This window comes from Streptomyces sp. NBC_01474 (genome assembly GCF_035918215.1).
GTDB lineage: Bacteria > Actinomycetota > Actinomycetes > Streptomycetales > Streptomycetaceae > Streptomyces > Streptomyces aureus.
In genome coordinates, this window is record NZ_CP109449.1 from 464,024 (window position 1) to 488,071 (window position 24,048).

A 24,048-nucleotide genomic window follows, 5' to 3' on the forward strand; every position below is an offset into this window, starting at 1 on the left:
GACCCCGGCGACATGAAGGCAGTCGCCGGTGCGGCGCGCAACTCCACGAATACCGCCGGACAGGCCCAGTCCCCGCCAGCCCTCCTGACACCAAGGCCCGCCGCCGCGCCCGACAAGAACCCATGCGCATCGACTTGGATCCGCAGGGGCAAGACGCCCTGCGCGCCAACACCCCGCGACCAGGGCCGACTTGAGAATTATCTCGTACGCGCCGCTTCAGCAAGCTGGTGACACAACTGCGACGTGAAGGGGCAAGCATGGTGTGCAGAGGCCGTCCATGGTGCCTGCCGCTGGAGGGCCGGGCGCACGCTGGCGGCGGTCTACTACCGCAGCACCGTTGATGTCCCGCGCCATCACCTCGCGTCGGCCGGGCGGCAGTTCGTGGCGGGTCCACTTGGGGAGGGCCTCCCAGCTCCGGCCCGGCCGACCAGAGCACACAGCGCCTCGGTGTCCGGGTACGGCCGCAGGGCACCCCGCCGGCATGCGGCCGACCGGATGCCCTGCGGGGCCGGCTCCTGCCTGTTTCCCTCGGCTGGGGATCAGGCAGCAGAGCCCTCCCTGTCCGTTGCCCACGTGCCCAGCGCGATCTCGGCGGTGATGCCGGGACCGAAACCGGCTATCAGGCCTTGGTGACCCTCGAGTGACTGCTCGTCAAACATGCGGCCGAGGGCGTCGAGGACGACTGCGCTGGCGATGTTTCCGTACTCGGTGAGTGTGGCCCGACTGAAGCGGAACGCCTCGGGCGGTATGTCGAGGCAGCGGCTCAGGTCGTCCAGGATGCGCGGCCCGCCGGCGTGGACGATGTAGAAGTCCAGTTTGCCGACGTTCCATTGGTGCTCTTCCGCCAGGGCCCGCAGCGCGGGGCTGAGGGGCTCCATCGTTTTCGGCACCCGCTTGTCGAGCTGGAAGTGGAAACCGGTGGAGCGGACCGCGTAGGAGATCCAGTCCTCGGTGTGGGGTATGAGGTATGAGCCGTTGCGTTCCAGGCGCATCCCGGTGCCGCCGTTCCCCCGGACGACAGCGGCGGCGATGCCGTCACCGAACAAACCGTTGGAGAGCAGCGATCCCACACCGATGTCGCCTGGCTGATAGCACAGGGAGCAGAACTCGCAGGCCACGATCAGGACATTGGCGTCGGGGTACGCCGTGCAGAAGTCGTGCGCCCGGTTCACGGCGGCTCCGCCTGCGGCGCAACCGAGTTGAGCGATGGGCAGCTGCCGTGTCTGCGATTTGAAGCCCATGGTGTTGATGAGCCACGCGGTCAGCGAGGGCATCATGAAGCCCGTGCAGGACACGTAGATGATCAAGTCGATTTCCGGGGGCTCGAGTTGAGCCTGGTCCAGTGCACGCTGAACCACCTTCGGGACGCGGGCCTTGGACTCCGTCTCGTAGACGGCGCTGCGGGCGTCCAGTCCCGGATGCTTGAGGACCTCGTCGATGGGCTGGATCAGATGCCGCTTCTGCACGCCGGTGTTCTCGATCAGGCTCAGTGCCAGGTCGAGTTGTGGATGGTCGTGGTGCAGCCTCCGCGCGAGTTCGAGGGTTTCCTCATTGGTGATGACGTGCTCGGGTATCGCGATTGCCGGCTTGCACAGCACTGCCATGGGAGTGACTCCTTGCAGTTGGTGGCCCCGGGCGCGACCGGGACCGGTCCTGAGGGTTCAGCGCTTGGAAGAGAGCCCCTGCTGCCCTGGGCGCTCTAAGACGGCGCGCACTGGAATACCTGAGGGGAACACGGTCGATGCGACCGTCGCACAATGCGTCCCGGCCGGGCGGCACGGCCTGCCAGAGACGCCGCCGCTGGGGTTGGCCAGCGCAATTCAACGTACGCCAGACGGATCACCGCCGCATGTCGGACCGCCACTCCCCGCAGTCGGCGTGAGCAGGGTCAAGGCGCCGTCCTCGTCGGCTGCTCACGGCCGCGCGGGGCCGTGAGCAGGCGACTGGTGCCGCTCAGGCTCGGCATCGCGCCGAGCGGGGCGCGCAGTGTCACGCGCGCGAGGTGTCCCCGCCCGGCGCTGCGGTCATGTACCGGCCTGTCACCAGGTGACGGGCAACGCGAGGGGGTAGCGCCAGATCGATGTCGCGTTCCATTGCAGTTCTTCGGCGGGCTTGGCCAGCGCGAGGCGAGGAAAGCGCTCAAGGAGCGTTCCGAGGGCGATTTCGATCTCCGCGGCGGCCAGCGGTGCACCCAGGCAGTGATGGGCGCCCCAGCCGAAGGTCATGTGAGGCGGGCCGGAACGTTCCAGGTCCACCTCGTCGGGGCGGTCGAACTTGCGCGCGTCCCGGTTTGCGGTCAGGTAGGAGACGTGCACGATGTCGCCCGCCTGAATGGTCACTCCGCTCAGGGACACGTCTTCCATGGCCACCCGGGGGATACCGACCCCCTTGCGGAAGGGGATGAAGCGCAGCAGTTCGTTGATCGCCCCGGGCAGCAACTCGGGGCGTTCGCGCACGGTCGCGAGCAGATCGGGGCGGGTAAGCAACAGGTAGGTCAGGTTGCCGATCTCGTACGTCGTCGTATCCTGCCCTGTGATCAGCAGGACCATGGCCATGACGGCCAACTCCTCGTCATTGAGGATCTCGTCGCCGTCGCGGGCCGTCGCCAGCACGCTGATCAGGTCGTCACCGGGATTCTTGCGACGCTGCGCGGTCAGTGTCGCAAAGTAGGCGCGCAACTCGGCCTTCGCCCGTACCGCGGCGTCCCGGTTCGCGACCCCGACATCCATCATCGTCCGGGCATTGGCGCGCAGCTGTGCATGGTCCGCCTCGGGGATCTCCAGAACCTCACAGATCGTGATCAGAGGCAGTGGTCCGGCAAGGTGCTCCATGATGTCGGCGGGGGTACCGTGTCCCGCCATCTGTTCGAGCAGTTCGTCGACGACCTTCTGGGTGCGCAGCCTCATGCGTTCGATCTGAGCCGGGGCGAAGCCCTTCGACACAAGGCTGCGCAGGCGGCTGCCGGCCGGGGGGTCCATCAGATTGATCGCCTCGGACTGGACGATCGGCTCGGGTGTCATGCGCGGGAAGTCACGGCCGGCGACAGCATGACGGCTGAAACGCCGGTCCGTGGTCACCGTACGCACGTCGTCATAGCGGGTGACGAGCCACGCCGTGCCCTCGCCGAAGGGCAGCCGGATCCGGGTGACGGGTCCCTCGTTCATGAGCTGTCTGAGCATCGGATCGAACTCGAGGGCCTCGGCGAAGTCGAATGGGCATTGACGCGCTTCGGAGCCGGTGGTCATGCGGATCTCCAGGTGAGTGGCACCTATTGCTGCTCTGGACCCGACAGCCGTACCCCGCCCGCCGCCCGGACATGCCCGATTCGCCCGCATGCGCCAAGCAGTTCATCCGTGCCGCTCAGGGCTCAGGGCAGATCACGGCAACCTGCATTTCAGCGACGTGCAGGTGCTCCGACCAGGGTGTCGGCGTCCCACGAGAAGTGGCCCGGTCCCGTCGCTCGGGTTCTCACGCCTGCCGCAACATTCCTTGATCATTAGGGGCGTGTCGGTCGGTGGGCCGCTTCGCGCTCAGCCTTGCGCGAGCAGTCACGCCAGAGGGTCGCGGACTTGCTGCGCACCGGTTTTGCACGGGCAGCGCAGACGCGCGAGCGCACACCGCTCCCGCAGGCACCGCTCGAAAGGGGTGACCGTACAGGTCGTCAGGTCGAGTCCGGCCCGACCGGCCGGGTGCTGTGGATTTCGGGCACTGCCCGGCCGGCCCAGGACTTTACGACGGCCTGTGCTATCCGCATCGGGCTCACCTTTGCCGGATGGCCGCGGGAGGAGGGCGCCGGAGCCGCGGCCCGGCGCCCCGCACCAGTCAGTTCGTGACCCGTACGGCTTGTCTGCCCGGGTCGTCCTGCCGTGCTCATCGCCCCCGGGCGGCCGGTCACGTGCCGGGGCGGTACCTCCGCTCGACGTGTCCCTTGAGGTCCTCGGGATAGAAGTAGACGGGCCGCAGGGCGCCCCGCGCATAGCGTTCGGCCTGGTCGCCGAAGTGGGGCGAGTCGGGGTGTCCGCTCACTCCGCCCGCCGTCACCGCCCAGGCGCGCACTCGTGGCCCGAACTCCACGACCGCCACGAAACTGTTGCCACTCGTGCCGTAGTAACGCTTGGTTCCCGGGTAGGCCATCGCGCCGAACGAGGCGAGTGAGCCCCAGCGCGAGGAGGTGAAGGGCACCGGGATGCTGGGCTTGTCGTCGCTGAACTCCTGAACGATCGCACCGTCGTTGCGCTGGTAGCGATTGATGTCGCCCCACGGCACCTGCCAGCCGCCGAAGTCCCGCTGCAGCCGCTGTACCGCCGTCTCAAGTGCGCCGAGCTTCTGCACGTCCGTGGCACGATCGGCGATGTAGTCCCATACCGACATTCCGGCGTCTGCTGCCGCCTTGGTTGTGAGCGCCCACATGTCCTCGCCCCAGAACACGGCCACTGATGTCGCGGTCGAGTCCGCGGACCACCGGAGGTCCCAGTCGCACAGCAGGCCGATCGGGCCGGCCAGCTTCTTCTTCTGCCCGTTCCCCTCGGGCAGTTGGTCCCATGCCGCCACCAGCCCCGGCAGCAGCCGCGCGAAGGCGGTGAGATACGGGTCGAACGCGGCCTCGATCAGCGTCTGCGGGGTGAAGTCGTCGCGCGCGGTCAGCACCCGGATGGCATGCGGCCCGCGCGGGTTCTCCCCGAACCGGTCGAAGTAGCGCGGATAGTCGGCCTTGTGAGGGCTGTCCGTGCCGGCGGCGGTCCAAGGCCAGTTGTTGGTGTTGAACGCCCAGCCGTTCTTCGGGTTCACAGCCTGCGGCATGCTGTCCAAGGTGTGCAGACCATGCCAGTCGGTCGCCGGGTCACTGCCGTCGACGGCCTTGAGATAGTCGAAACGATCGTCCCTCACCGGCATGAACTGCGGCATCAGGAAGGCGATCTCGCCCTTCGAGTCCGCGAAGAGCGTGTTGTTCGAACTGTTCGCCTTCAGGCCCGCAACCTTGAGATAGCCGGCATAGTCCCGCGTCGTGGTGCGCAGGTAGCTCTGCTGGAGCGCCTCGACGGGCTTGTTCATCAGCGCACACGCGATCCACTTGCCGTCCGTCTCGCGCACAATCGGGCCGTGGTGCGTTGCGTACGTCGTGAAGGTGCGCTCCTTCTGCCCGCCGCCGTCAGTACGGAAGGAGAGCGTGACCTTCTTCGTCGTGACGGGGCGCAGTTCGTCGCCGTAACGGTAGGAGCGGGCACCGTCGGCCCGTGTCACGATCGTCTCGGCAAACTCGTCGATGTTGTCGACACCACTCGTCGTGTGCATCCAGCCCGTGTCCGCGTTGAAGCCCTGGTAGATGAAGAACTGCCCCCAGGTGGCGGCACCGTAGGCGTTGAGTCCCTCGCGGCTCGCCACATGCTGTTCCGCGCGGAAGAAGAAGCTGGTGTGCGGATTGATCAGCAGCAGTGCGTGGCCGTCCCGCGTGTGGCTGGGTGCGATCGCGAAGCCGTTGGACCCCGTGGGTTCGCGCTGCACGAGGCCGCGCTCCTCGTCGGTCATCGGTACGTCGCTCTTGTCGTAGAACGCTTCGAGCTGGGTGAGCAGCACCGATTCGATGTCGCCGCCGATGCTTCCTTCGGAGAAGCTGAGCGGCATCCACGGCTCGAACCGGTCGAGCACCCGAGGGCGCACCTCGGGGTGTGTCGCGAGGTAGTGGTTGAGTCCGTCCGCCCAGGCCCGCATCAACACGCGCAGCCACTCCGGGCACTTCGCGTAGTCCTTCTTCAGCTCCTCCGGGTCGAGGAACAGCCGCTGGCGCAGGTCCTGCCATATCGCGCTCTCGCCCTCGGCCTCGGCGAGACGGCCCATGGCGACGAGGTAGTTCTGCTCGATCCGGTTGAAGTCGTCCTCTGCCTGGGCGTACATCATCCCGAACACCGCGTCGGCATCGGTCTCGCCCACGATGTGGGGAACACCCCAGTCGTCCCGCGTGATCGTGACCCGTTCGGCGTGTCGGCGCCGGCGGGCCTCGTCGGGCAGTGCCTGCGCCGGCAGCGCGAACGCGGCACCGGTCTGCAGCCCCACCGCGGCAACGGCCAGCCCGGCCGCTCCACCCAGAACACGACGCCGGCTCACCCCGGTGTTCTGCGCATGGCTCATGAGTTGCTCCACTCTCCTTCGAGGATCAGGGGATCGTTCGGCTTCACCCGGTGTGGTGAGCTGTGGTCCGCGTGCCGGCCCCTTGGCGTTCTGTCCGCCCGGTACGGCACTCCCGTCGCCCTTCGCCCGTGAGACTCCAACGGGATGACGACGCCGTCGGCCATCACCCTGATCGTCACCCCCACCGCGCAGCCGGCAACCACGACCGAGGTGACCACCCGGACGGCACAGGCACGTTCCGGTGATCACCTACGCGGACAGTCCTATCCAGGAAGCAGCTCCCTGACAAGGCCTCACCCCGCTTCAATCGGAAGTACTCCGTCCGGTGAGGAGCGGCTGTCCCACCTGCGTGGCTGACGACGGATCTCCGTTGTGACGGGCTGTCACCAGGAGGGGTCTGCAGCCGTGCTCGGGAGGTTCGTCGGGCAGTTCCTCGGGCAGTTCCAAAGAGAACCGCATCGCGTCATGCACCGACAGCGGCGGTGGTGGACGCGGTGAACGCGCCCGTCCGTCAGCCGGGCCGCCACCAGAGCCACTCGACGAACGCCGTCAGTCACCGTCGACGGGACATGCAGCTGATGCCGATACTCGACCGGATGCCGGCTCTCGCATATCGAGAGCCGGACCTCACGAGCGATCAGATCGAAGCCTCGTCGGTCAGCGAAGACACGGCTGCCGCACGGAGGACCATGAGCGAGTCTTCCAAGGTCGCCACCATGGCAAAGGGGAACCGGTCGAGCTCAAGACAGAGCGCGACGTCATCAGGATGGACTCCTTGACGCAGACCCTCCGCCAGCTCGGCGGCGGCGCGCGACTCGCCGGCGCGGCGGAGGAACTCAGCTGCATCCGTCCCAGCCTCGGTGGCTCTCCAAGCGATGTACTGAGCACACGCCAAGTCTTCGTCGGCCTGCCCATCCTCGCCGGTGACCACGAACGTGACACTGTCACTCTTGTTCGTCCGCAAGAGCCGAGCAGTTGCCTCCGCCACCACGAAGCTGGCACACAGCACCAGCGACGCCTCCTTGACCGCCAGGGCGCCGACCGTCCCTGCCGTGGTTTTCTGCACAACGGTCCGTCCGCCAAGGTCAACAGACCGCAACAAGCCCGGCGAGTTGACGGCGTCAAACCCGGGCGCGGGCGGACCGTCTTTGAGCGCCACCCAGTCCGGGTGGCCAGCCTTGAGCGCGAGGGCTTCGTCCAGCGACTCAGCAAGAACGATCTTTTCCGCCCCCTGGGCGAAGGCCCAGGCAGCCACGGTGAAAGCACGCATGACGTCGACTACGACCGCCACGGACGGGGCTTCGACCAGATCAGTGATGCCAAGGAAACGAGCGTTCATCCGGTCATGATCGCCTATGCCCGACCCGAAGCACCCGGGCAGTGATACGCATCACGTCACAGGTCTCGGAATGCGGCACCTCCGGTCGCCTGCGTCGCGAAAGCAGTACACAACGACACGCGTGCTCAATCGGCACATTGGGTCACCCGCACATGGGGCCACCCGCACACGGTCCCTGCGGGTACGCAGCACTCCCACCCATGCGACCCACCTCATCCCGATCGAGTGTGTACGTGAGCCCGTACCCGGCTTTGTACGTGAGCCCGTACGCCGGCAGCAACACGAGGTCAAGGCCGTCCAGCACGGGCACCCACTGCGGCCGCGGACCAGCGGTGCAGGCTCCCTTGCCGAAACGAACATGCAGTTCGCCACGCGGTCCACGGGAAAAACGCAAGTCCGGATTGCCCAGTCGAGCACGGCGGGTTGACGTCATGTGCGCTCCCCCGATCAACCACTCAGGTGTCCTGCGCCGGGCCTCGTAGTCTCTGCGCCATGATGAGCGAGAGAGAGCCACAGCTCTATGTGAACCGCTGGGGTGACACATCGGATCCCGGCCCCGGGACTGCGCGAGGCCCGCCAGGACGGCTGCGTGGGCTTCGACCAGTCCCAGCCGCGTAGGCGAGTCCGGGTCGGATTTCATGCCGAGCGCCAGGACACCTCTGCCCCGGGCTGGCGGCGCCTGTTGGAGCTGACTGACGAGGCCGCCGCCGACGGGCGTGAGGAGTTCCGGCCCCTGGTAGGGCTCAGTTCAGAGGAACGGCGGCAGATCGTCACTCTGCCTCGGAGCATCGCCCGGCTGACCGCGGTCAAGCACCTCGTGCTCTACGGCAGCAACCTGGTTCGGATCCCGCCCGAGGTGGGAGCCATGACCAACTTGGAGGAGTTCACGCCCTACACCTCCTACCGGCTGCACTGGTTCCCCTACGAGCTCACCCGATGCCGGAAGCTGGCCCGCAGCACGGTGAGTACACGCGCGTTGTTCGGTAACTACAAGTTGCGGCACCGCCGTTCCCGCGGCTGCAGTCTTCGCCTGCCCCCGTCACGGACCTCGACCGGAGACACCTGGATCCCCGGCGCTGGGGCGCAACGGCCATCCACCGGTGCAGCGTCTGCGACCGCCCGATCGGACAGGCCGGGCTCCACCAGATGTGGATCTCGCTGCGCGTGGCCACTGACGTACTGCCCCTGCTGGTGAACGCCTGCTCATCAGCGTGTGTCGCCGCGCTGCCCGGGGGTGCCCAGGACTACATCCCCACGCCGCACAAGGGCAGCCTCATCGACCAGCCTGCGTCCGACTGGGACTGACCCGGGCACCGCATTCGCCAACTGGTCGCCCAGAGAGACGAATACAGCCGCATGCGTGCCTGACACCCGCACATGCTGGCACTGCGGTTGTTGCCGGGGCATCATCGAGATGCTCGTGGTGAAGGTGCTGATCGTGCCGCATATATCGAAGGCCGGGAGGGATGCGACGATGCGGTGTGACCAGCGTGCCTTCAGCGGCACGACCCTCGAAACCGGCGCCGACTCCTGCCGCCTCGCCGGCAGCCGGGCTCGGGCCGGGGGTTCCGCCGTGGCCTGCTGACATGTGCCGTCCCACGCCGGGCGGTGGCATCACCTACTCGCCGGCGCGGGCCACAAGCAGCGGCTGAAAGAACCCCGTCTCGTCCGGCATCCGCCACCTGACGTCGACGAACCCGGCCTCAGCTGCGAGGCCGGCCAGCCGGTCCCGGCCCAGCGCCCAGTAAGTGGTCCGGCGGACCTTGACGCGCCAGTCCCCGCCTTCCTCAAAGAGTTGGAAGTGCTCCAGGTCGTAGTGCTCGCCGTCGTCATACCAGTGCCAGAGCTGGAAGGTGACGGTTCGTTCTCCATCGTCAGCACAGTCACCGATCCCGCGGACTTGTGCAGGCGACGATGCCGGGCGGTCACGCACCAGGTCGTCGTAGGGGCGTGTGCTGACCAGCAGCACGCCGCAGGGACGCAGCACACGGCGCATCTCGGCCAGGGCGGCGTGCACATCCTGTTCTGTCAACAGGTGTGGCAGAGAGTTGTCGGCGCACACGACGGCGTCGAAGCGACCATCGGTAAACGGGAGGCTTCGCATATCGGCGGCGGCCGTGCAAAGACTCAGGCTCCGGCGAGCGGCTTCACGGGCAGCGCGGACGGCGGCCCGGGGGCTGAGATCGGTCCCGGTGACGCGGTGCCCGCGCAGCGCCAGGCCGATGGCCTGCGTGCCAATCCCGCACGAACAATCGAGCACCGCCACACGATCCTGGCCGATCTGGGCGTCCAGCGCATCTCCCTGCCGGCGGATGCTCGCGTCCCAGTCCGGGTAGATCAGGTGGTAGTCGTCAGCCAGCTCGTCATAGAAGTGCCCCACCGAGGTCTCGGACATGGCCCGAGATTAACGCGCCCTCCTCCACAAGGAACCTGCCCGCCCAATGACGTTTCCTCAGAGGCGTTCCGCGTACTTCAAACGCCCGGTAGCAGCGTGGCGTGAGGCGCCGTTCTACACCGACGCGGAGCGCGCGACACTGGCGCTGGCCGAGGGCGCGACCCCGCTGCAGGATGGTGCGGAGGGCGTCACCGACGAGATCTGGGAAGAGGCCAGCACACATTTCACCGAGGAGCAGATCGGTGCGATCAACCTGGAGATCGCGCTGACCAACTTCTTCAACCAGCTCAACCGCACCGTCAAGGAACCGGCCGGACAGACCCGGGGCTGAGCCCAGCGTGGCTCTTGCTGCCTGAGGTCAACTCGGCGAGATGATCTCGGTTCCGGTGCAACGGGCCAGACGACGCCCCGAGTTCGGGGGGCCGTGAAGCCCCTGGCAGGACATGCTTACCAAGATCATGTCCGGAAGAACCAGGGGCTCCGCGTTGGTCGCCCACGTTGCCCTGCTCGACGTCCCACGCCCTGTGGTGGAGTGCCTGGCCCGTCTGCTTGATGCGAACCGCAGGCGGCTGCGAACCTCGAAGGGCTCGCGGGCGCTGGGACCGTTTCGCCAGGCGGTGCTGGTGCTGCGCTGGTCCCGCGAGCGCGGCTGCGTGCGCTTGCTGGCCCCTGACGCCAGCGTCTCCCGGGCCACCGGCTACCCGCTACCCGCTACCCGCTACCGCAATCTGCATTCACTGACTGCTCTCAGCGCAGATCGAGCAGCATCACGTCATGCAGGTTCGCGCTCTCCCCCCACAGTCGCGCCTCGCCGATCTTGCGGTATCCCCACGCCCGGTAAGCGGCCGAGGCAGCCTTGCTGCCCGGGTAGACGTTCAGCAGTACCCGCTCGGCTCCGATGCCGTCGAGCAGCATCTCGTGCATCCGACGCGCGATGCCCTGTCCACGCCACGGTCCGCGCACGGCGAGTTCCATGAGCCCGAAAGTGCGGTGCCCGTCCTCGCGCCCCATGTCCTCGGGTACCGGCTCGGTCAGTTCGTCCCACCAACCCGTGTCGGGACCGAGCGGGAAACCGTACGCCATGCCGACCGGCTCGCCGTCCTCGCAACGGGCCAAGGTGGCGCGGAACGTGCGGTTGCGAGCCTGGACGGGGAAGCGGCGGAAGGCGGCAGCGACGTCGTCATCGGTCTCGTTGTAAGGAGGCTCGGCGAACGCTTCGGCGTAGATCAGCCTGAACGCGTCCACAGCCTGTGCTGCGGCCGAGCCGCCCATGCGCTCCAGCGCGATGATCCCCTGCTGCGCCATGTGGTACCCCCTCGAATGGTCGCGCAATTACGCTCACACTCCCTAACAGTGGCACCCACGCGCCAGTCCCGACCCTACTCAGGCCGCAGTCGGCCGAGGTAGAGAACAAGAGGCATTCCGCGCCGGTGTCCCGTTAGGAGGCAGAGTAGGGGCATGTCTACGTACGAGACGATGTCGGTCCGCCTTGAGACCGAGCGGCTGATACTGCGGCCGTGGGCCGAGTCGAACGCCGCTGAGCTCCGCGCCCTCCACTCCGAACGCGGCAACGGGACGCCCACGGTTGAGTACACCCGGACACTCATCGCCAAACAGGCCGTCGAGGAAGGCGCACGGCCGCTATATCCGCAGGCTGTCCAACGCACCGCTCGGTGGTGCGGCCGTCGTGATCGACTTGACCGTGCGTCGGTTCAAGTGCCTCAACTCGGCTTGCCCTGCCGTGACGTTCGCCGATCTGATCCCTGGCCTGACCAACCCGCACTCCCCGCTGTACCCCGCTGCTGCGCGGCGTCAGTCGCTTCTCACCTCTAGCTCGGGCATGGCCGCACCTGTGCCCTGACACCGAGAGCAGGCGGTGACCAGCACCCGCCGGTTCGCGACGGCCCTCACACTCCTCGGGAGTCGAGTGCCCCCCTCTTCGAGACGATCAAGCTGCTCACGTGCATGAGATGTGGTCCCGGCCGCTGCTATCCGTGCGCGGGGATGACCGCGTCGACGGACGTCGTGACGTGGAGCGCGAGGTCGACGGTCCCGGCCCTGTTCGTCAGACAATGACGGGGACGGTCTCTGCGCGGTTGGTGGACCAGTTGGTGACAATGGGCTTGTCGACGTTGGCGGTGTCGGGGAGCTTGAGTTCGGCGGGGTTGGGGTCGTTGTCGCTGATGGCGATGATGACGTTCTCGAATTGCTTACCGGCATTGCTCTTGGTGGTCTTGGGGCTGATACCGGTGTACGCGACGGCGGAGCCGGTGAGCTTGATGGGGTCTTCGCCACCCTGTCCGACGGGGGAGGCGACGCCGTCGGCGCCGGAGCCGAAGGACACGCTGGGCGTGTTGACATCCAGGTAGCAGGTGATGCCGGACTTGGCCTTGGCGGTCACGAGGTAGTAGCCGCCGGCCTGGGATTCCGAGGTGACCGTGAAGTCCAGGTCGTTGGTGCCGCAGGACTGTCCGTAGCCGCTCTTCCCGCCGTCTCCGGAAGATTTCAAGTCCAGTGAGACGGTCGTGACGCTATGAGGTTTGTGGTGCGGGTTCCTGGCGTTTGGCCGGGTCGTTGATCCAGGCGGTCTGGGGTATCTCGGGTGGTCGGGGGCGGCGGCCGAAGCGTTCGGGGTGGCGGGCGTATGCCTCGGCGAGGGTGACCGCGCGCTGGTCGCGGACCTCTTCGGCGGTTCCGAAGTGGACGGAGGCGGGGGTGTGCCAGCCGATGCCCGAGTGCCGGTGCTCGTGGTTGTAGTACGCGATGAACGCGTCGAACCACTCGCGGGCGTGGGCCAGCGAATCGAACCGTTCGGGGTAGTCCGCCATGTACTTCGTGGTCTTGAACTGGGCTTCGCTGTAAGGGTTGTCGTTGGAGACCTTCGGCCGCGAGTGCGACCGCGTCACGCCCAGATCGATCAGCAGCTGGGAGACCTTCTTGCTCGTCATCGAGGTGCCGCGGTCCGCGTGCACGGTCTGGGGCACGATGCCGTTGCGGGCGATGGTCTCGCGGATCAACTCCTCGGCCCGCACGGCCGATTCGGCCCGCTCGACGGTGTGGCCGACGATGTACCGGCTGAAGATGTCGATGATCACGTAGGCGTGATACCAGATGCCCTTGACCGGTCCGGACGCCTTGGTGATGTCCCAGGTGAACACCTGCGAGGGCCCGGTGGCGACCAGCTCGGGCACTGCCTTGGCGGGATGGGTGGCCTGTCTTCGGCGCTCGCCGGACTGATCCTGCTCGCGCAGGATCCGGTACATCGTCGAGACGGAGCAGTGATAGCGCCCGGCATCCAGCTCGCGGGCCCAGATCTGCGCGGGCGCCAGCTCGGCGTACTCGTCGCCGTTCATCAACTCCAGTACCGCGGCCCGCTCTTGGGCCGTCAGGGCCGACGGCTGCACCTGCGGGGCGCGTGCTCTGCGTGGTGGCGGGGGCCGGAGCCGGCGGTAGTGCGTGGCGCGGGAGCGGCCGGTCAGCCGACAGGCGGCCGTGATGCCCAGCTGAGCCTCGACGCCGGTGAACGCCTCGTCCACGACAGGGTCGGCGGCGGGCTTCAGTCCGCGCTCTCGGAGAGCATGTCCAAGAGCGCGGAAGCTTTTCCCATGACTTCCAGCGCGGCCTTGTTCCGGGCCAGTTCCTTCTCCAGCCGTTCCACCTGGCGGCGCAGCTTCTCGTTGTCTGCCTCGGCGGCCGACTTCTTCGGACGGGCCGGGCTGGTGCGCTTGTCGACCAGCTTTTCCAGGGCCCCGGCATCCCGCGCAGCCCGCCATTCCTTGACATGCGAGTGGTACAGGCGCTCGCGGCGCAGGACCGCGCCCTTCTCGTTCCTGGGTGCGGCGTCGTACTCGGCCACGATCCGCAGCTTGTACTCCGGGCTGAAGGAACGGCGCTTTGGCCTGGGAGCCGGGTCGGATCCGGCGGGCTTGGTGCTGGTCATGAGGGGGTGGTTCTCCTGTCGTGCCCTCTCAGGCTAACCCGCCGAAGCGGAACGTCTCACCCAAGGCTGACAGAGAGGGCTCCGGAGCCACTCTTGCTGTCGTCGCCGGAGTCGGACTTGTCGGTGGAGTCATGGGAGTTGGCGCCACCGGTAGAGGAGCCGCTGGTGGAAGGGCTGTCGCTGGAGGAGCTGTCGCTGGAGGAGCTGTCGGAGGAGGCGACGGCAGATGGGGTCGCGGAGCTGCCGGCGTCCGCGGTGTCGTCGTTGTTGCAGGCGGTGGTGGTGGCGGCGAGGGCCGTCACGGCCGCGGCGGCCAGGACGAGACGGGCGGAACGAGCGGCGAGACGCGAACGCATCATGTTCTCCAGCGGCTGTCGGTTGCTGTGTTTCTGCTGACACCGATGACACTAGGGCCGAGTCGATCCTCAAATGATCCTGTGAATGTCCGGGTTCTGTCTCAGCAACTTCGGTTCCAGGAAGCGGCGTTGGATTGCACCAATTCCAGCTCAAGGGGCATGTCCGGAACCAAGCGTCAGAATCGCGCCATCGCAGGATCAGATGGCTTCGCGACCACGGCACCCACGCCCACCACTCCCGGGAAACACTGGCCGGCGCCAGCAATGAAGAGACCAACCGAGCCCCGTCGACACGGCAGAAAGGTCACGGACACCCGGCGTCGGCTCCGCTGACCCGTTGACCGTCCCTTCAACGTTGTGCCGCTCGCCCCACCATGTACTTGATCGAGCGTGGAGCGCTCGGTCAATGCAGGCGCGGAGCGGCCGCCTTGGCACGCGGCCAGGCCGGGGCCGGGGCCGCGCCCAGTGCTGTCGGAGAACTTGTCGTACGGGTTCGAGTCCGACGTGCGCATCTCCCACCGAAACGAGGCGCGGGATGGCTCCGGGCGCAGCTCCACGGGGAGCCCTCGACTCTCAGGGGAGGCCCTCGATACTCAGGGGAGCGTTCGCATGTGTCACTGGAGCACCTCGGCGCTTCGGCCGGCCGCGACCACAGTGCGGAGCAGGAAAGCGATGAGCAGCGCGACAGCGACCAGGAGCCCGCTCGCCCACAGCGGCCCGAGGTCCCCGGCCTCGGTACTGAGGGTGGTCGCGGCGACGAGGGGGCCGGCGGCGGCACCGAAGTTGAGTGCTGCGGTCGCATACGAGCCGGCCATGGTGGGGGCTTCCGCTGCCTCGTAGAGGACCCGCGTGATCAGCGTGCTGCCCAGTGCGAACGACAGCGCGCCTTGTACGAACACGAGGGTGCACAGGGCGACTGGCTTATCGGCCAGTACCGCCAGGGCCGGCCAGCCGACGAGCAGCAGCGGGCCACCGACTGCGACGACCAGACCTGGAAGCCGGTCGGACAGCCGGCCCGCGATGGTGACGCCTACGAAGGAACCGGCACCGAAGAGCACCAGAACGACAGAGATCCACAGTTCGCTCAGCCCGGCGGTGTCGGTCACGACGGGGGCGAGGAAGGTGAAGCTTCCGAATGTTGCCGCGTTCACGAGCGCGCCGAGCAGCATCACCACGATCAACCGCGGCCTTGCGAGCGGGGCGAGCTCCGCTCGCAAGGCCGGCCGGCCGTTCGCCTCTTCCTTCTCCCGTCCCGCTGGGATGCTCTTCAGAATGCCGAGGGCTGCAGGCAGGCAGAGAGCGGCGACAGCCCAGAATGTGGCCCGCCAGCCGAGCACCGTGCCGAGTGCCGAACCGCCAGGGACACCGGCGACCGTCGCCACCGTCGTGCCCGACAGCAGGACGGCCAGCGCACGTCCCTTCTTGTCGGCCGGGACCAGCGTGGCGGCAGCGGTCAGAGCGACGGCAATGAACCCTGCGTTCGCGAGCGCGGCAACGACCCGGGTAGCGACCAGGACCGGAAAGCTCGTGGTGATGGCGCCCCCAGCGTGAGCTGCCGCGAAAGTAAGGACGAATCCGAGAAGGCTGGAGCGCCTGGGCCAGTTGCGCGCAAGTGCGGCCACAAGAGGGGCGCCGACCATCATGCCGATCGCGAAGGCTGAGGTGAGCACGCTTGCTGTCCCGACTGTGACGTCGAGATCTGAGCCGATGCCTGGCAAGAGCCCGGCGAGCATGAACTCCGAGGTGCCCATGGCGAAGACCGCCATGGCGAGCAGGTACAGCGGGAAAGGCATCGAAGGCTCCGAGGTGGGGAGAGAAGCGAGAAGGTCATCTCGTCACCGCGGCCAGCCCCACGGGCACACTCGTCCCACCGCAGAACGCGGCGCGACGACAGGGCTACGAGTTCAGGGCTTCAGGGGGCTGACGGCGTGACCGAAAGCCCCCACCTTGTCTGACTCAGGACTCGACATGGCTCGCACGCTACCCGACCGATGTCCGTCGAAGCACCCGGGTTTCACCGGCATCGGCCTGTGTCACCAACGTCATGTCCCGCAACAGCCAGGGCGCTTCTTGTAGACCATTCGAGGGAGCGGTGGGCCTTCTGGTGGCCTTCCACTTCAAAATGATCAAGGCAACGGTGATTTCGTTCCACCAGTTCCGTCAAGCCGAGTCAGCCGGTGGCACGAGAGACCACAGTGTGTTCGCGCGTCATCACACCCCTGAGTCCCGGGCGAGGCGTCGATGTACGACTGGGCCGGCGGTGCGGGGTCCGACGACGAGTGCGTCGGCGTCTGCGTCTGCGTCTGCGTCTGCGCGCAGGAAACGGCGAACACCGGCTTCACGGCGGGTCACAGGTCGCAGTGGATGTACGCCTGCGGGCATTCCGCCGCGCACGCCGGCACCGGATGTGGGGCCGGCGGCGGGCGGCTGTGTGCCGCTTGCTGCGTCTACGGCCAGCCAGTAGGCGCGCTCGGCTCAGGCCGACTCGCGTATCACCAGGCGTGGCACGATCACCCGCTCGGCGAACGGGCCGCGGCCCTGCACGAGGGCCGCGACCTGCTCGACGGCGGCTCGGCCCACCTGGCGCTTGTCGACGTGCAGCGTGGTGAGCGGCGGGTCCATCAGTTCGCCGAGCATCAGGCCGTCGCACCCGATGAAGGCACAGTCGTCCGGGACGTCCAGGCCCCGGCGAAGCGCGCGGCGCATGGCGCCGACCGCGATCAGGTCGTTGTAGGCGAGGACCGCGGTGGTGGCAGGGTGTTCGGCGAGTACGCGGTCCATGCCGTCGGCGCCGCCCTGTACCGAGTTGGCCACGGGCACGACCGGAGCCCCGTCGGCGTCGAGGCCGTGCTCGGCGGCCAGGGCGAGGAACAGGGCGCGCCGGGAGTGAGGGTCCGCCCCGTCTCCGCGGGCCCTGTCATCGAGCATGACCACGCGCCGGTGTCCGGCCGCCATGAGGTGTCCGAGGGCCTGCCGCATCCCGGACTCGAAGTCGATACGGACGCCGCCGGCGGCAGGGGGCCGGGTGTCGTGGTCCAGGAGCACCAGCGGAATACCGGTGCCCCTCACCCGTTCGATGGCGCTCTCGGCGAAGAAGTAGCCGACGCACGCGTCGACATGGTCGGCGACTGTGGCCGCCACCCTCTGCTCGCGTTCTAGGGCCGACCCGGTGCTGTACACGGCGACCTGCCAGCCGCGTTCGTCTGCCGCCTCCATCACGCCGGCGACGACTTCGGGGAAGAACGGGTTGAGCACGTCGGCGACGACCAGGCCGAGCGTGGTCGTCGCGGGGCCGGCCATGCCGCGCGCATGCCGGTTGGGCCGGTAGCCGAGTGTGTGGGCGACCTCCAGGATCCGTGCCCGGGTGTCCGGGTCGATCTCCGGCTTGTCATTGATAGCGCGGGAGACGGTCTGCCGGGAGACACCCGCGGAGCGGGCGACGTCGTCGATGGTGACGCCGTGGCGCCCGCGCCGGGACGTGCGGGGGGTGGGCATCTCGGGGAAGGTTCCTCTCTCTGCCGGCCCAAGTGTCGTCCGTCGTCGCTGCCGGACGGTTCACGTGAGCGCTCACGGACATGATGAGCAGCTCGTTGCCTGCTGTCAACGGCTCGTCGTCACAGGGTAGTTGAGGTGATCAAGGATGAATTCAGGAATCCATCACACCGGTCTTGACGGGGACATGTCGCGGCTTCAAGGTACTCCGTGAACGCTCACGGGAACGCTCACGAATCGGCCACCCGTCTCTGCAGTCGCCTCCCCGGAGGACATACGTGACGTCGATCGCGGTCACCACGGCAGAACGCCCGCCCGCGCCCACCAGCGCGCTGATCGACCGGGTCCGCGTCGCCGTGCTCGTCGACGGAACCCCGATAGAGCCCATAGTGCGCGAACTCTCCGACGGTGTACGGGCATTGGACGTGTCAGCCCCAGAGGGCGCCGCCGTGGAGATCCGTCTGGCGACGCCCCTGCGGGACGCCGTAGGCTACTGGCACCCGGACGCCGGCTGGCAGCGGTCCCTGCCGCCGGACTGGGCCGGGCGACAGAACGCCGACTTGGTGCACGGCAGCGCGATCGGCTGCCTGTACGAGACATCGGGGCAGACGCTGCTCGCCTTCGCCGCCCAGGACTCGACGACCGAGACGCACCTGGTCTTCGGCGTCTCGGAGCAGCGCAAGCTGTTCGCGGTGCATCTTGAACTCACCTCCGCACGAGGGCCGTTCACCCTCCTCTTCGCGGGCCGCAGCCCCTCCCCCGCGGCGGCACTGCGCCTGCTGCGCCGGCGGCTCGTCGGCTCCGCGAAGCTGGCGCCGCTGGCTCTGCCGGAGGCGGGCCGCGCCCCCGCCTACTCCACCTGGTACGCCTTCGGGCAGGAGGTCACGGCCGACGGCGTGGCACAGGAGGCCGAGCGCGCCGCCGCGCTCGGCTGCGGACTACTGATCCTCGACGACGGCTGGCAGCGCGGCGGCCGGGAGCGCGGCTACGCCTGGGCGGGCGACTGGCAGGTCGACACGGCCAAGTTCCCCGATCTCGCCGAGCATGTGCGCGACGTGCAGGGCCTGGGAATGGCGTACATGGTGTGGATCGCCCCGCTGCTCCTGGGGCCGGACTCCCCCGAGTGGCAGCGGCTCGCACCGTACGCCCGCATCCCCAGCCCGACCGCGCCGGGCGCACATGTCCTCGACCCCAGGGAGCCCCGGGTGCGCGCGCACGTCCTGGAGGTGTGCACCCGGCTCGTCGCCGACCATGGGCTCGACGGACTGAAGCTGGACTTCCTCGACGACGCCACCCTGTACGCGGACGACGGCGGTGACCCCGTCGGACCCGCGATGGCCCTGCTGCTCGGGGACCTGCGCGCCACCCTGGGCTCGCTGTGCCCGCGCGGCCCTCTGGTCGAACTGCGCCAGCCCTATCTCGGCCCCGGCATGAGCGCGTACGGGAATCTGCTGCGCGCCACCGACTGCCCGGCCGACGCCACCGCGAACCGGATCCGCACGATCGACGCGGCGCTGTGCGCGACTGGCGGCGCCGTCCATTCGGACATGCTGATGTGGGACCCGGACGCAACGGCCGAGACAGCGGCCCGGCAGATCCAGTCCGTGTTGCACGCAGTGCCACAATTGTCTTGCTCTCTGGGTGAGCTGAGCCCGGAGCATCGTGAGGTCGTGACGTTCTGGCTGCGCCAGTGGCAGCGACTGCGCCCCGTCCTGCTCGACGGCGAGATGGAGCCGGGCCGCCCGGACGAGCTGTACCCCCTCGTGCGGGCCCACGCCGGCGACGCCCAGGTGGTCGTCGCGCACGCCGAACGCCCCGTCCCCCTTGACCTGATGCTCCACCCCCGGGCCGATCTGGTGAACGCCACCGCCGCGGACGGCCTGGTCTGCGTCGTTCCGCACGGCCCGGTGCGGGCCACGCTCACCACGTACGACGCACGCGGCCGGGTCACCCACTCGGGCCCCCACACCCTCGGCCCCGGCACGATCCGCCTCGACGTACCGCCCTGCGGCCTGCTGACCGTCCGGCCACCCGCCTGATCCCGAGGAGGTCCACCAACTCGCCTGCACAGCACGTCCCTTGTCCCGGCAACGTCACGGTGCTGCACCCGAAGCCCGAAGGAGGAACAACCCCTCATGTCCAGCGAACCAGCGCGCCGGCCACGGCGCCTGTGGGCCCTGTGGGCGGCCCTGCTCGCCCTGTTCAGCCCCCTCCTGCTCACCCCCGCATCCGCCCCCGCGGCCACGGCCACCGACACGACCGCCACCGCGCAGGCGGACCCGGTGCCGGGCATGTTCAACCCGCGCCAGACCTGGCTGCGCAACTCCACCGCGGGCCTCTTCCTGCACTGGGGCATGTACACCCAGCCCGAGCACTACGACTGCGACTCCTGGCAGAAGGCCGTGAACGACAGCGGCTGGAACCCGGACTACTGGGTCAAGGAGACGCAGAAGATCCACGGCTCGTACATCGTCCTGGCCACCTTTCACAGCCGCCTGGGTTACGCCCGCCCGTGGCCGTCGAAGATCCCCGGCAGTTGCTCGACGAAGCGCGACATCCTCGGGGAGCTCATCAAGGCGGCCAAGGCCAAGGGCATCAAGGTCATCCTCTACATGACCGACGATCCGCAGTGGCACGACGTCATGGGCCCTGAGTCCTTCGACTCCGCCGCCTACTCCGCGTACAAGGGCAAGGACGTCGACCTGACGACCCGCCCCGGTTTCGGTGAGTTCAGCTACGACAACTTCTTCGAGGTGATGCACAACTACCCGGACCTGAAGGGCTTCTGGATCGACAACGACAACGAGTACTGGGAGCAGCACCACCTGTACGAGCAGATCCGTGAGCAGCGCCCTGACATGCTCCTGAGCAACAACAACGAAGACACGCCGATCATGGACACCGTCAGCAACGAGCAGAAGACCGGCATGACGCCCGACTACGACATGCCGGCGGCGTACTGGACGTCCATGCCGCGCCTGACGGAGTCCTGTTACAAGGTGCCCTCGAGCGGCGCCTGGTGGTACGACGGGCAGGACCGTCCGGTGGACACGGCGCTCAACATCCGCCGCTACGTGGCCAACGCGGGCACGTCGTACAAGTCCCTGATGGACCTCCAGGCCCAGGTGGACGGGACGTTCCCGCCCCAGCAGCAGGCGTTCACCGACTACATGTCGAAGTATCTCGACCCGATCTGGGAGTCGCTGCACGGTGTGGAGGGCGGCGGCTATCTGTACGGCGGGCTGCGTCCGGGCGCCTGGAACGACGGGGCGTACGGCTACACCACGGTGAGCAAGGAGGACCCGACGCGCCAGTACATCCATGTCACGACGCGGCCGGCGGGAACCGACTCCGGCACTCTCCGCATTCGCGACAACGGCACGAAGGTGAAGCGGATCAGCGATCTGCGGACCGGCAAGAAGATCGCCTTCGACCAGCACGACGGCACCGTGACACTCAAGGACATCACCGCCTGGGACCCGTACGACACGGTCTTCAAGGTGGAGACGGAGCGACACCGTCAGGGCCTGTACCCCTCCAACACAGTGCGGGCCACCGCCACCTCGTCGAAGGACGGACACCCGGCGGCCGACCTCACCGACGGCGACCTCACCCGGTACTGGGATTCGAACGCGCAGGTGCCCGTCTCGGTCACGCTTGATCTCGGGGGCGTGAAGAAGGCCCGGTACCTGGCGGTGAACCAGACCGAGTGGTCGCCGACGTACAACCGTGAGTCGTTCGGCAGGAAGGAGGACTCGGCCCGAATCAAGGACTACAAGGTCTTCGTCAGTGACGACGGCGAGCACTGGGGCGATCCGGTGAAGACCGGTGTCATGGAGAGCGCCCGCAGCACCCGCTACGTCGACCTGGACACCACGGCCCGCTACATCAGGCTGGAGGTGGACAGCACCTGGTCGGCGGCGACCGTCATCCCCTTCTATCACCAGCTGAGGATCGACGAGATCGCGGTCGGCCACTCGTATCCCGTGAGCCACGGCCGCGGGTGACCAACGCGCTTGCCCTGAGGGCCTAGGGGGCCTTCGGGGCAAGCGTCCCGGTCGTCACCCGGCGGTCAGTGTCCGGTCGCCGAGCTCGCGGCGGCCGCGAGCGCGCCGGCGATCGCGTCGTACGCGGGCTTGCGCTGTAGGTTCTCGTCCCAGGGCAGCGCCGCTCCCTGGCCGGGGAAGACCGACGGGATCCACGAGTGCCGGTCGGAGTAGCCCCACAGCGTGATGCCGACACAGCGCCGCACGGCCAGGCAGGCGTCGGTGACCTGGGCGTACCAGTCGGCTTGTTGGGTCAGCTTGGCCGTGTCGGCGGGCAGGATCATGCGGATGTCGAGCTCTGTGATCGCGACGTCGAGGCCCAGGTCGGCGAAACGCTGGATGTTCCCCCGCATGTCGCTCGGGAAGCCGTACTGCAGGGCGAGGTGGGCCTGCATGCCGAAGCCGTCGATCGGGACGCGATCCGCCTTGAGCTGCTTGATCAGCGCGTAGTAGGCGTCAGACTTCGCGCCGAGCCCCTCGACGTTGTAGTCGTTGAGGTACAGCTTGACCTTGGGGTCGGCGGCGTGCGCCCAGCGCAGGGCGTCGGCGATGTAGCCGGGGCCGAGCGTCTTGTAGAAGATGTTCTCCCGGTACGTGCCGTCCTCGTTCATGATCTCGTTGGCGACGTCCCAGGCGAAGACCTTGCCCTTGTAGTGCTTCACCTCGGTCGTGATGTGGTTCTTGAGGATCGAGCGCAGTTCGTCGGCGGTCCAGGTGCCGTCCGTCAGCCAGCTCGGCAGCTGGCTGTGCCACAGCAGGGTGTGGCCGCGCACCTTCAGATGGTGGGCCTTTGCGTACGCCACGATCTCGTCGCCGGCGGTGAAGTCGAAGACGCCGCGCCGGGGTTCGGTGGCGTACCACTTCATGCCGTTGCCGGGGGTGGTGGCGCCGAACTCGCTGCCCAGCAGGTCGGCGTACGCGGTGTCGTCGAGCTCGGGGTTGTCGACGGCCGAGCCGAAGTAGCGGCCGGTCCGCTGGGCCAGGTCGTCGAGCGTGGCGGCGCGGTGCCGGGCGTCGTCCGCGTGGGCGGCCGGGACCGCGGCGAGACCGAGCAGCAGGGCCGTGGACGCGGCGAAGACAGCGGCTCTGGCTCCGGTACGGCGTGCGGGTGTGTGCATGGGGCGGCTCCTCAGCTGAAGGGCGGGGGTGGGTGGTTGACCTTGCTTCGCGCGGCACCGCGCGCGTCACTTCACGCGCGGCTCGCACCGCATCCACCGCTCGTTCCCGACCTCCCGCACCGGCCCCGTGAGGGTGAGCGGAGCGGCACGGTGTGGCGGGCGTGGGCGCTGGACGCGGCGACGCGCAGTTCGAGGGCTCCGGGTTCGACGACTCGGCGGCCGTCGGCGCCGGTGTACGCGGCGGGGTCGACCGGGAACGTCGCGTGGACCTCCGCGGACGCCCGCGCGTCGAGCGGGACCCGGGTGTGGCCGACGAGCCGGATCTCCGGCCGCGCGGCCGTGCCGACCGGGTCGTGGAGGTAGGGATGGACGACCTCGGTGCCGGGGCGGTGACCGGTGTTGCGGACGGTGATACGCAGGGTGGGTGTCACCGTCGGTGGGCAGTTCGGGGGCGTCGCACTGCTCGGCGTGCCAGGCGAACGTGGTGTACGACAGGCCGTGCCCGCACAGGTAGAGAGCGGTGGGGTCCACGTTGCTGGGGTCGCTGTGGCGGCCCAGCCGCGGCGCGAGATAGGGGGCGGACCGGCCACCCGGGGGTGCGCGGGACGCCGAGCGTCAGCCGGGCCGACGGCTCGACACGCCCGGACAGGAGGGCGACGGCGCCGCCGCCCTCGTGTCCGGGGAAGAAGGCCTGCACGACGGCGGCGGCCCGGTCCGCCCAGCGGCCCAGCGCGTACGTCCGCCCGCTGGACATGGGCGGGCAGGGTGGCGTCCTGCCAGGGGTGAGCCATGTATCTCCTCAAGTGCGGTACGAGCAGATGGAGTTCGGGCGACGGCGCTGCCGCACCTGTGCCGGGCCCGGTGGTGTGCCGGTAGCCGGTCAGCCCTTGGTCGCGCCCTTGGCGATGCAGCCGGTCAGCCTCCGTTCGGCCACCGCGCAGAGGCGAGCGCAGGCGCCATGGCGAGATCCCAGTACGCACCGACGCGCCACCAGGCCGGAGACGTAGCCGGCCCTGGAACTGCTCCACCCTGGCGGGGAATCGTCCACCAGGTGAGTTCGCCGAACACGCGCTTCGGCAGTAGGAAATTGCGCCGGCTGCCGACGACCGCGCGCACGGAGACCGTGCCGAGCGCGGACCGCGCCATCGGCGGCGGGATCCGCCAGAAGGAGCCGGACGGCAGGCAGCCGTGGCCACCCTCCTCCCGTTCGTCGGGGATCACGGATGAAGCCGCACA

Annotated in this window: 19 protein-coding genes and 2 pseudogenes; 5 read left to right on the top strand and 16 right to left on the bottom strand. The window is 68.3% G+C overall.

Annotated features, from left to right (window positions below; all coding sequences use genetic code 11):
* Positions 1–539 precede the first annotated feature (539 nt).
* From OG758_RS02330 to OG758_RS02345, 4 genes are all read right to left on the bottom strand, one after another.
* Positions 540–1,604, bottom strand: a complete 1,065-nt coding sequence (locus OG758_RS02330) for a type III polyketide synthase (RefSeq protein WP_326708351.1) — start codon at positions 1,602–1,604, stop codon at positions 540–542.
* A gap of 435 nt (positions 1,605–2,039) precedes the next feature.
* Positions 2,040–3,245: a cytochrome P450 gene (locus tag OG758_RS02335; RefSeq protein ID WP_326708352.1), complete on the bottom strand. Its 1,206-nt coding sequence runs from the start codon at positions 3,243–3,245 to the stop codon at positions 2,040–2,042.
* A 646-nt stretch (positions 3,246–3,891) separates the two neighbouring features.
* Complete coding sequence (locus tag OG758_RS02340; RefSeq protein WP_326708353.1) at positions 3,892–6,126, bottom strand: penicillin acylase family protein; 2,235 nt, start codon at positions 6,124–6,126, stop codon at positions 3,892–3,894.
* A gap of 637 nt (positions 6,127–6,763) precedes the next feature.
* Positions 6,764–7,465: a 2-phosphosulfolactate phosphatase gene (locus OG758_RS02345; protein ID WP_326708354.1), complete on the bottom strand. Its 702-nt coding sequence runs from the start codon at positions 7,463–7,465 to the stop codon at positions 6,764–6,766.
* Between the two features lie 1,164 nt (positions 7,466–8,629).
* Between OG758_RS02345 and OG758_RS02350 the strand changes: the two genes are divergently transcribed.
* Together OG758_RS02350 and OG758_RS02355 are read left to right on the top strand one after the other, a co-directional pair.
* The gene (locus tag OG758_RS02350) at positions 8,630–8,770 is read left to right on the top strand and encodes a hypothetical protein (protein ID WP_326708355.1); all 141 of its coding nucleotides are present in this window, start codon (positions 8,630–8,632) and stop codon (positions 8,768–8,770) included.
* Between the two features lie 55 nt (positions 8,771–8,825).
* Positions 8,826–9,050: a hypothetical protein gene (locus tag OG758_RS02355; protein ID WP_326708356.1), complete on the top strand. Its 225-nt coding sequence runs from the start codon at positions 8,826–8,828 to the stop codon at positions 9,048–9,050.
* Between the two features lie 33 nt (positions 9,051–9,083).
* Here OG758_RS02355 and OG758_RS02360 read toward each other — a convergent pair whose 3' ends face one another.
* Entirely contained in the window at positions 9,084–9,860 is a 777-nt protein-coding gene (locus OG758_RS02360) for a class I SAM-dependent methyltransferase (protein WP_326708357.1), read from the bottom strand.
* 88 nt (positions 9,861–9,948) lie between these two features.
* Between OG758_RS02360 and OG758_RS02365 the strand changes: the two are divergent.
* Positions 9,949–10,191, top strand: a pseudogene (locus OG758_RS02365) (carboxymuconolactone decarboxylase family protein); the annotation flags it as partial.
* A 416-nt stretch (positions 10,192–10,607) separates the two neighbouring features.
* On the opposite strand, the gene OG758_RS02370 reads toward OG758_RS02365, so the two are convergent.
* The 7 genes and pseudogenes from OG758_RS02370 to OG758_RS02405 all read right to left on the bottom strand — a co-directional run bounded on the left by OG758_RS02370 (position 10,608) and on the right by OG758_RS02405 (position 17,651).
* Positions 10,608–11,165, bottom strand: coding sequence for a GNAT family N-acetyltransferase (locus OG758_RS02370; protein ID WP_326708358.1), 558 nt, complete (start codon positions 11,163–11,165; stop codon positions 10,608–10,610).
* A 760-nt stretch (positions 11,166–11,925) separates the two neighbouring features.
* The gene (locus OG758_RS48815; RefSeq protein ID WP_442810410.1) at positions 11,926–12,663 is read right to left on the bottom strand and encodes a hypothetical protein; all 738 of its coding nucleotides are present in this window, start codon (positions 12,661–12,663) and stop codon (positions 11,926–11,928) included.
* Positions 12,620–13,396, bottom strand: a pseudogene (locus OG758_RS02385) (transposase); the annotation flags it as partial. The gene OG758_RS48815 and the pseudogene OG758_RS02385, both read right to left, overlap by 44 nt.
* A 20-nt stretch (positions 13,397–13,416) precedes the next feature.
* Positions 13,417–13,800, bottom strand: a complete 384-nt coding sequence (locus OG758_RS02390; protein ID WP_326708052.1) for a hypothetical protein — start codon at positions 13,798–13,800, stop codon at positions 13,417–13,419.
* 56 nt (positions 13,801–13,856) lie between these two features.
* Positions 13,857–14,159, bottom strand: coding sequence for a hypothetical protein (locus OG758_RS02395; protein WP_326708360.1), 303 nt, complete (start codon positions 14,157–14,159; stop codon positions 13,857–13,859).
* Between the two features lie 611 nt (positions 14,160–14,770).
* Positions 14,771–15,949 carry a Cmx/CmrA family chloramphenicol efflux MFS transporter gene (locus OG758_RS02400; RefSeq protein WP_326708361.1) on the bottom strand — a complete coding sequence of 393 codons (1,179 nt, stop codon included), beginning with the start codon at positions 15,947–15,949 and terminating at the stop codon, positions 14,771–14,773.
* A 682-nt stretch (positions 15,950–16,631) separates the two neighbouring features.
* A complete protein-coding gene (locus OG758_RS02405; RefSeq protein WP_326708362.1) occupies positions 16,632–17,651 on the bottom strand; it encodes a LacI family DNA-binding transcriptional regulator in 1,020 nt (339 codons plus the stop codon).
* A 275-nt stretch (positions 17,652–17,926) separates the two neighbouring features.
* Between OG758_RS02405 and OG758_RS02410 the strand changes: the two genes are divergently transcribed.
* Positions 17,927–19,687: a glycoside hydrolase family 36 protein gene (locus OG758_RS02410; RefSeq protein WP_326708363.1), complete on the top strand. Its 1,761-nt coding sequence runs from the start codon at positions 17,927–17,929 to the stop codon at positions 19,685–19,687.
* Positions 19,688–19,783: 96 nt separating this feature from the next.
* Positions 19,784–21,655, top strand: coding sequence for an alpha-L-fucosidase (locus tag OG758_RS02415; protein ID WP_326708364.1), 1,872 nt, complete (start codon positions 19,784–19,786; stop codon positions 21,653–21,655).
* A gap of 65 nt (positions 21,656–21,720) precedes the next feature.
* On the opposite strand, the gene OG758_RS02420 is transcribed toward OG758_RS02415, so the two are convergent.
* The 4 genes from OG758_RS02420 to OG758_RS02435 form a co-directional block, all read right to left on the bottom strand.
* Entirely contained in the window at positions 21,721–22,812 is a 1,092-nt protein-coding gene (locus OG758_RS02420) for an endo-1,4-beta-xylanase (RefSeq protein ID WP_326708365.1), read from the bottom strand.
* 71 nt (positions 22,813–22,883) lie between these two features.
* A complete protein-coding gene (locus tag OG758_RS02425; protein WP_326708366.1) occupies positions 22,884–23,243 on the bottom strand; it encodes a fibronectin type III-like domain-contianing protein in 360 nt (119 codons plus the stop codon).
* Complete coding sequence (locus OG758_RS02430; protein ID WP_326708367.1) at positions 23,240–23,566, bottom strand: glycoside hydrolase family 3 C-terminal domain-containing protein; 327 nt, start codon at positions 23,564–23,566, stop codon at positions 23,240–23,242. Before OG758_RS02430 ends, OG758_RS02425 begins: the two co-directional genes overlap by 4 nt.
* Positions 23,567–23,727: 161 nt before the next feature.
* On the bottom strand, positions 23,728–24,033 hold the full coding sequence (locus OG758_RS02435) for a hypothetical protein (RefSeq protein ID WP_326708368.1): 306 nt from the start codon (positions 24,031–24,033) through the stop codon (positions 23,728–23,730).
* Positions 24,034–24,048 lie beyond the last annotated feature (15 nt).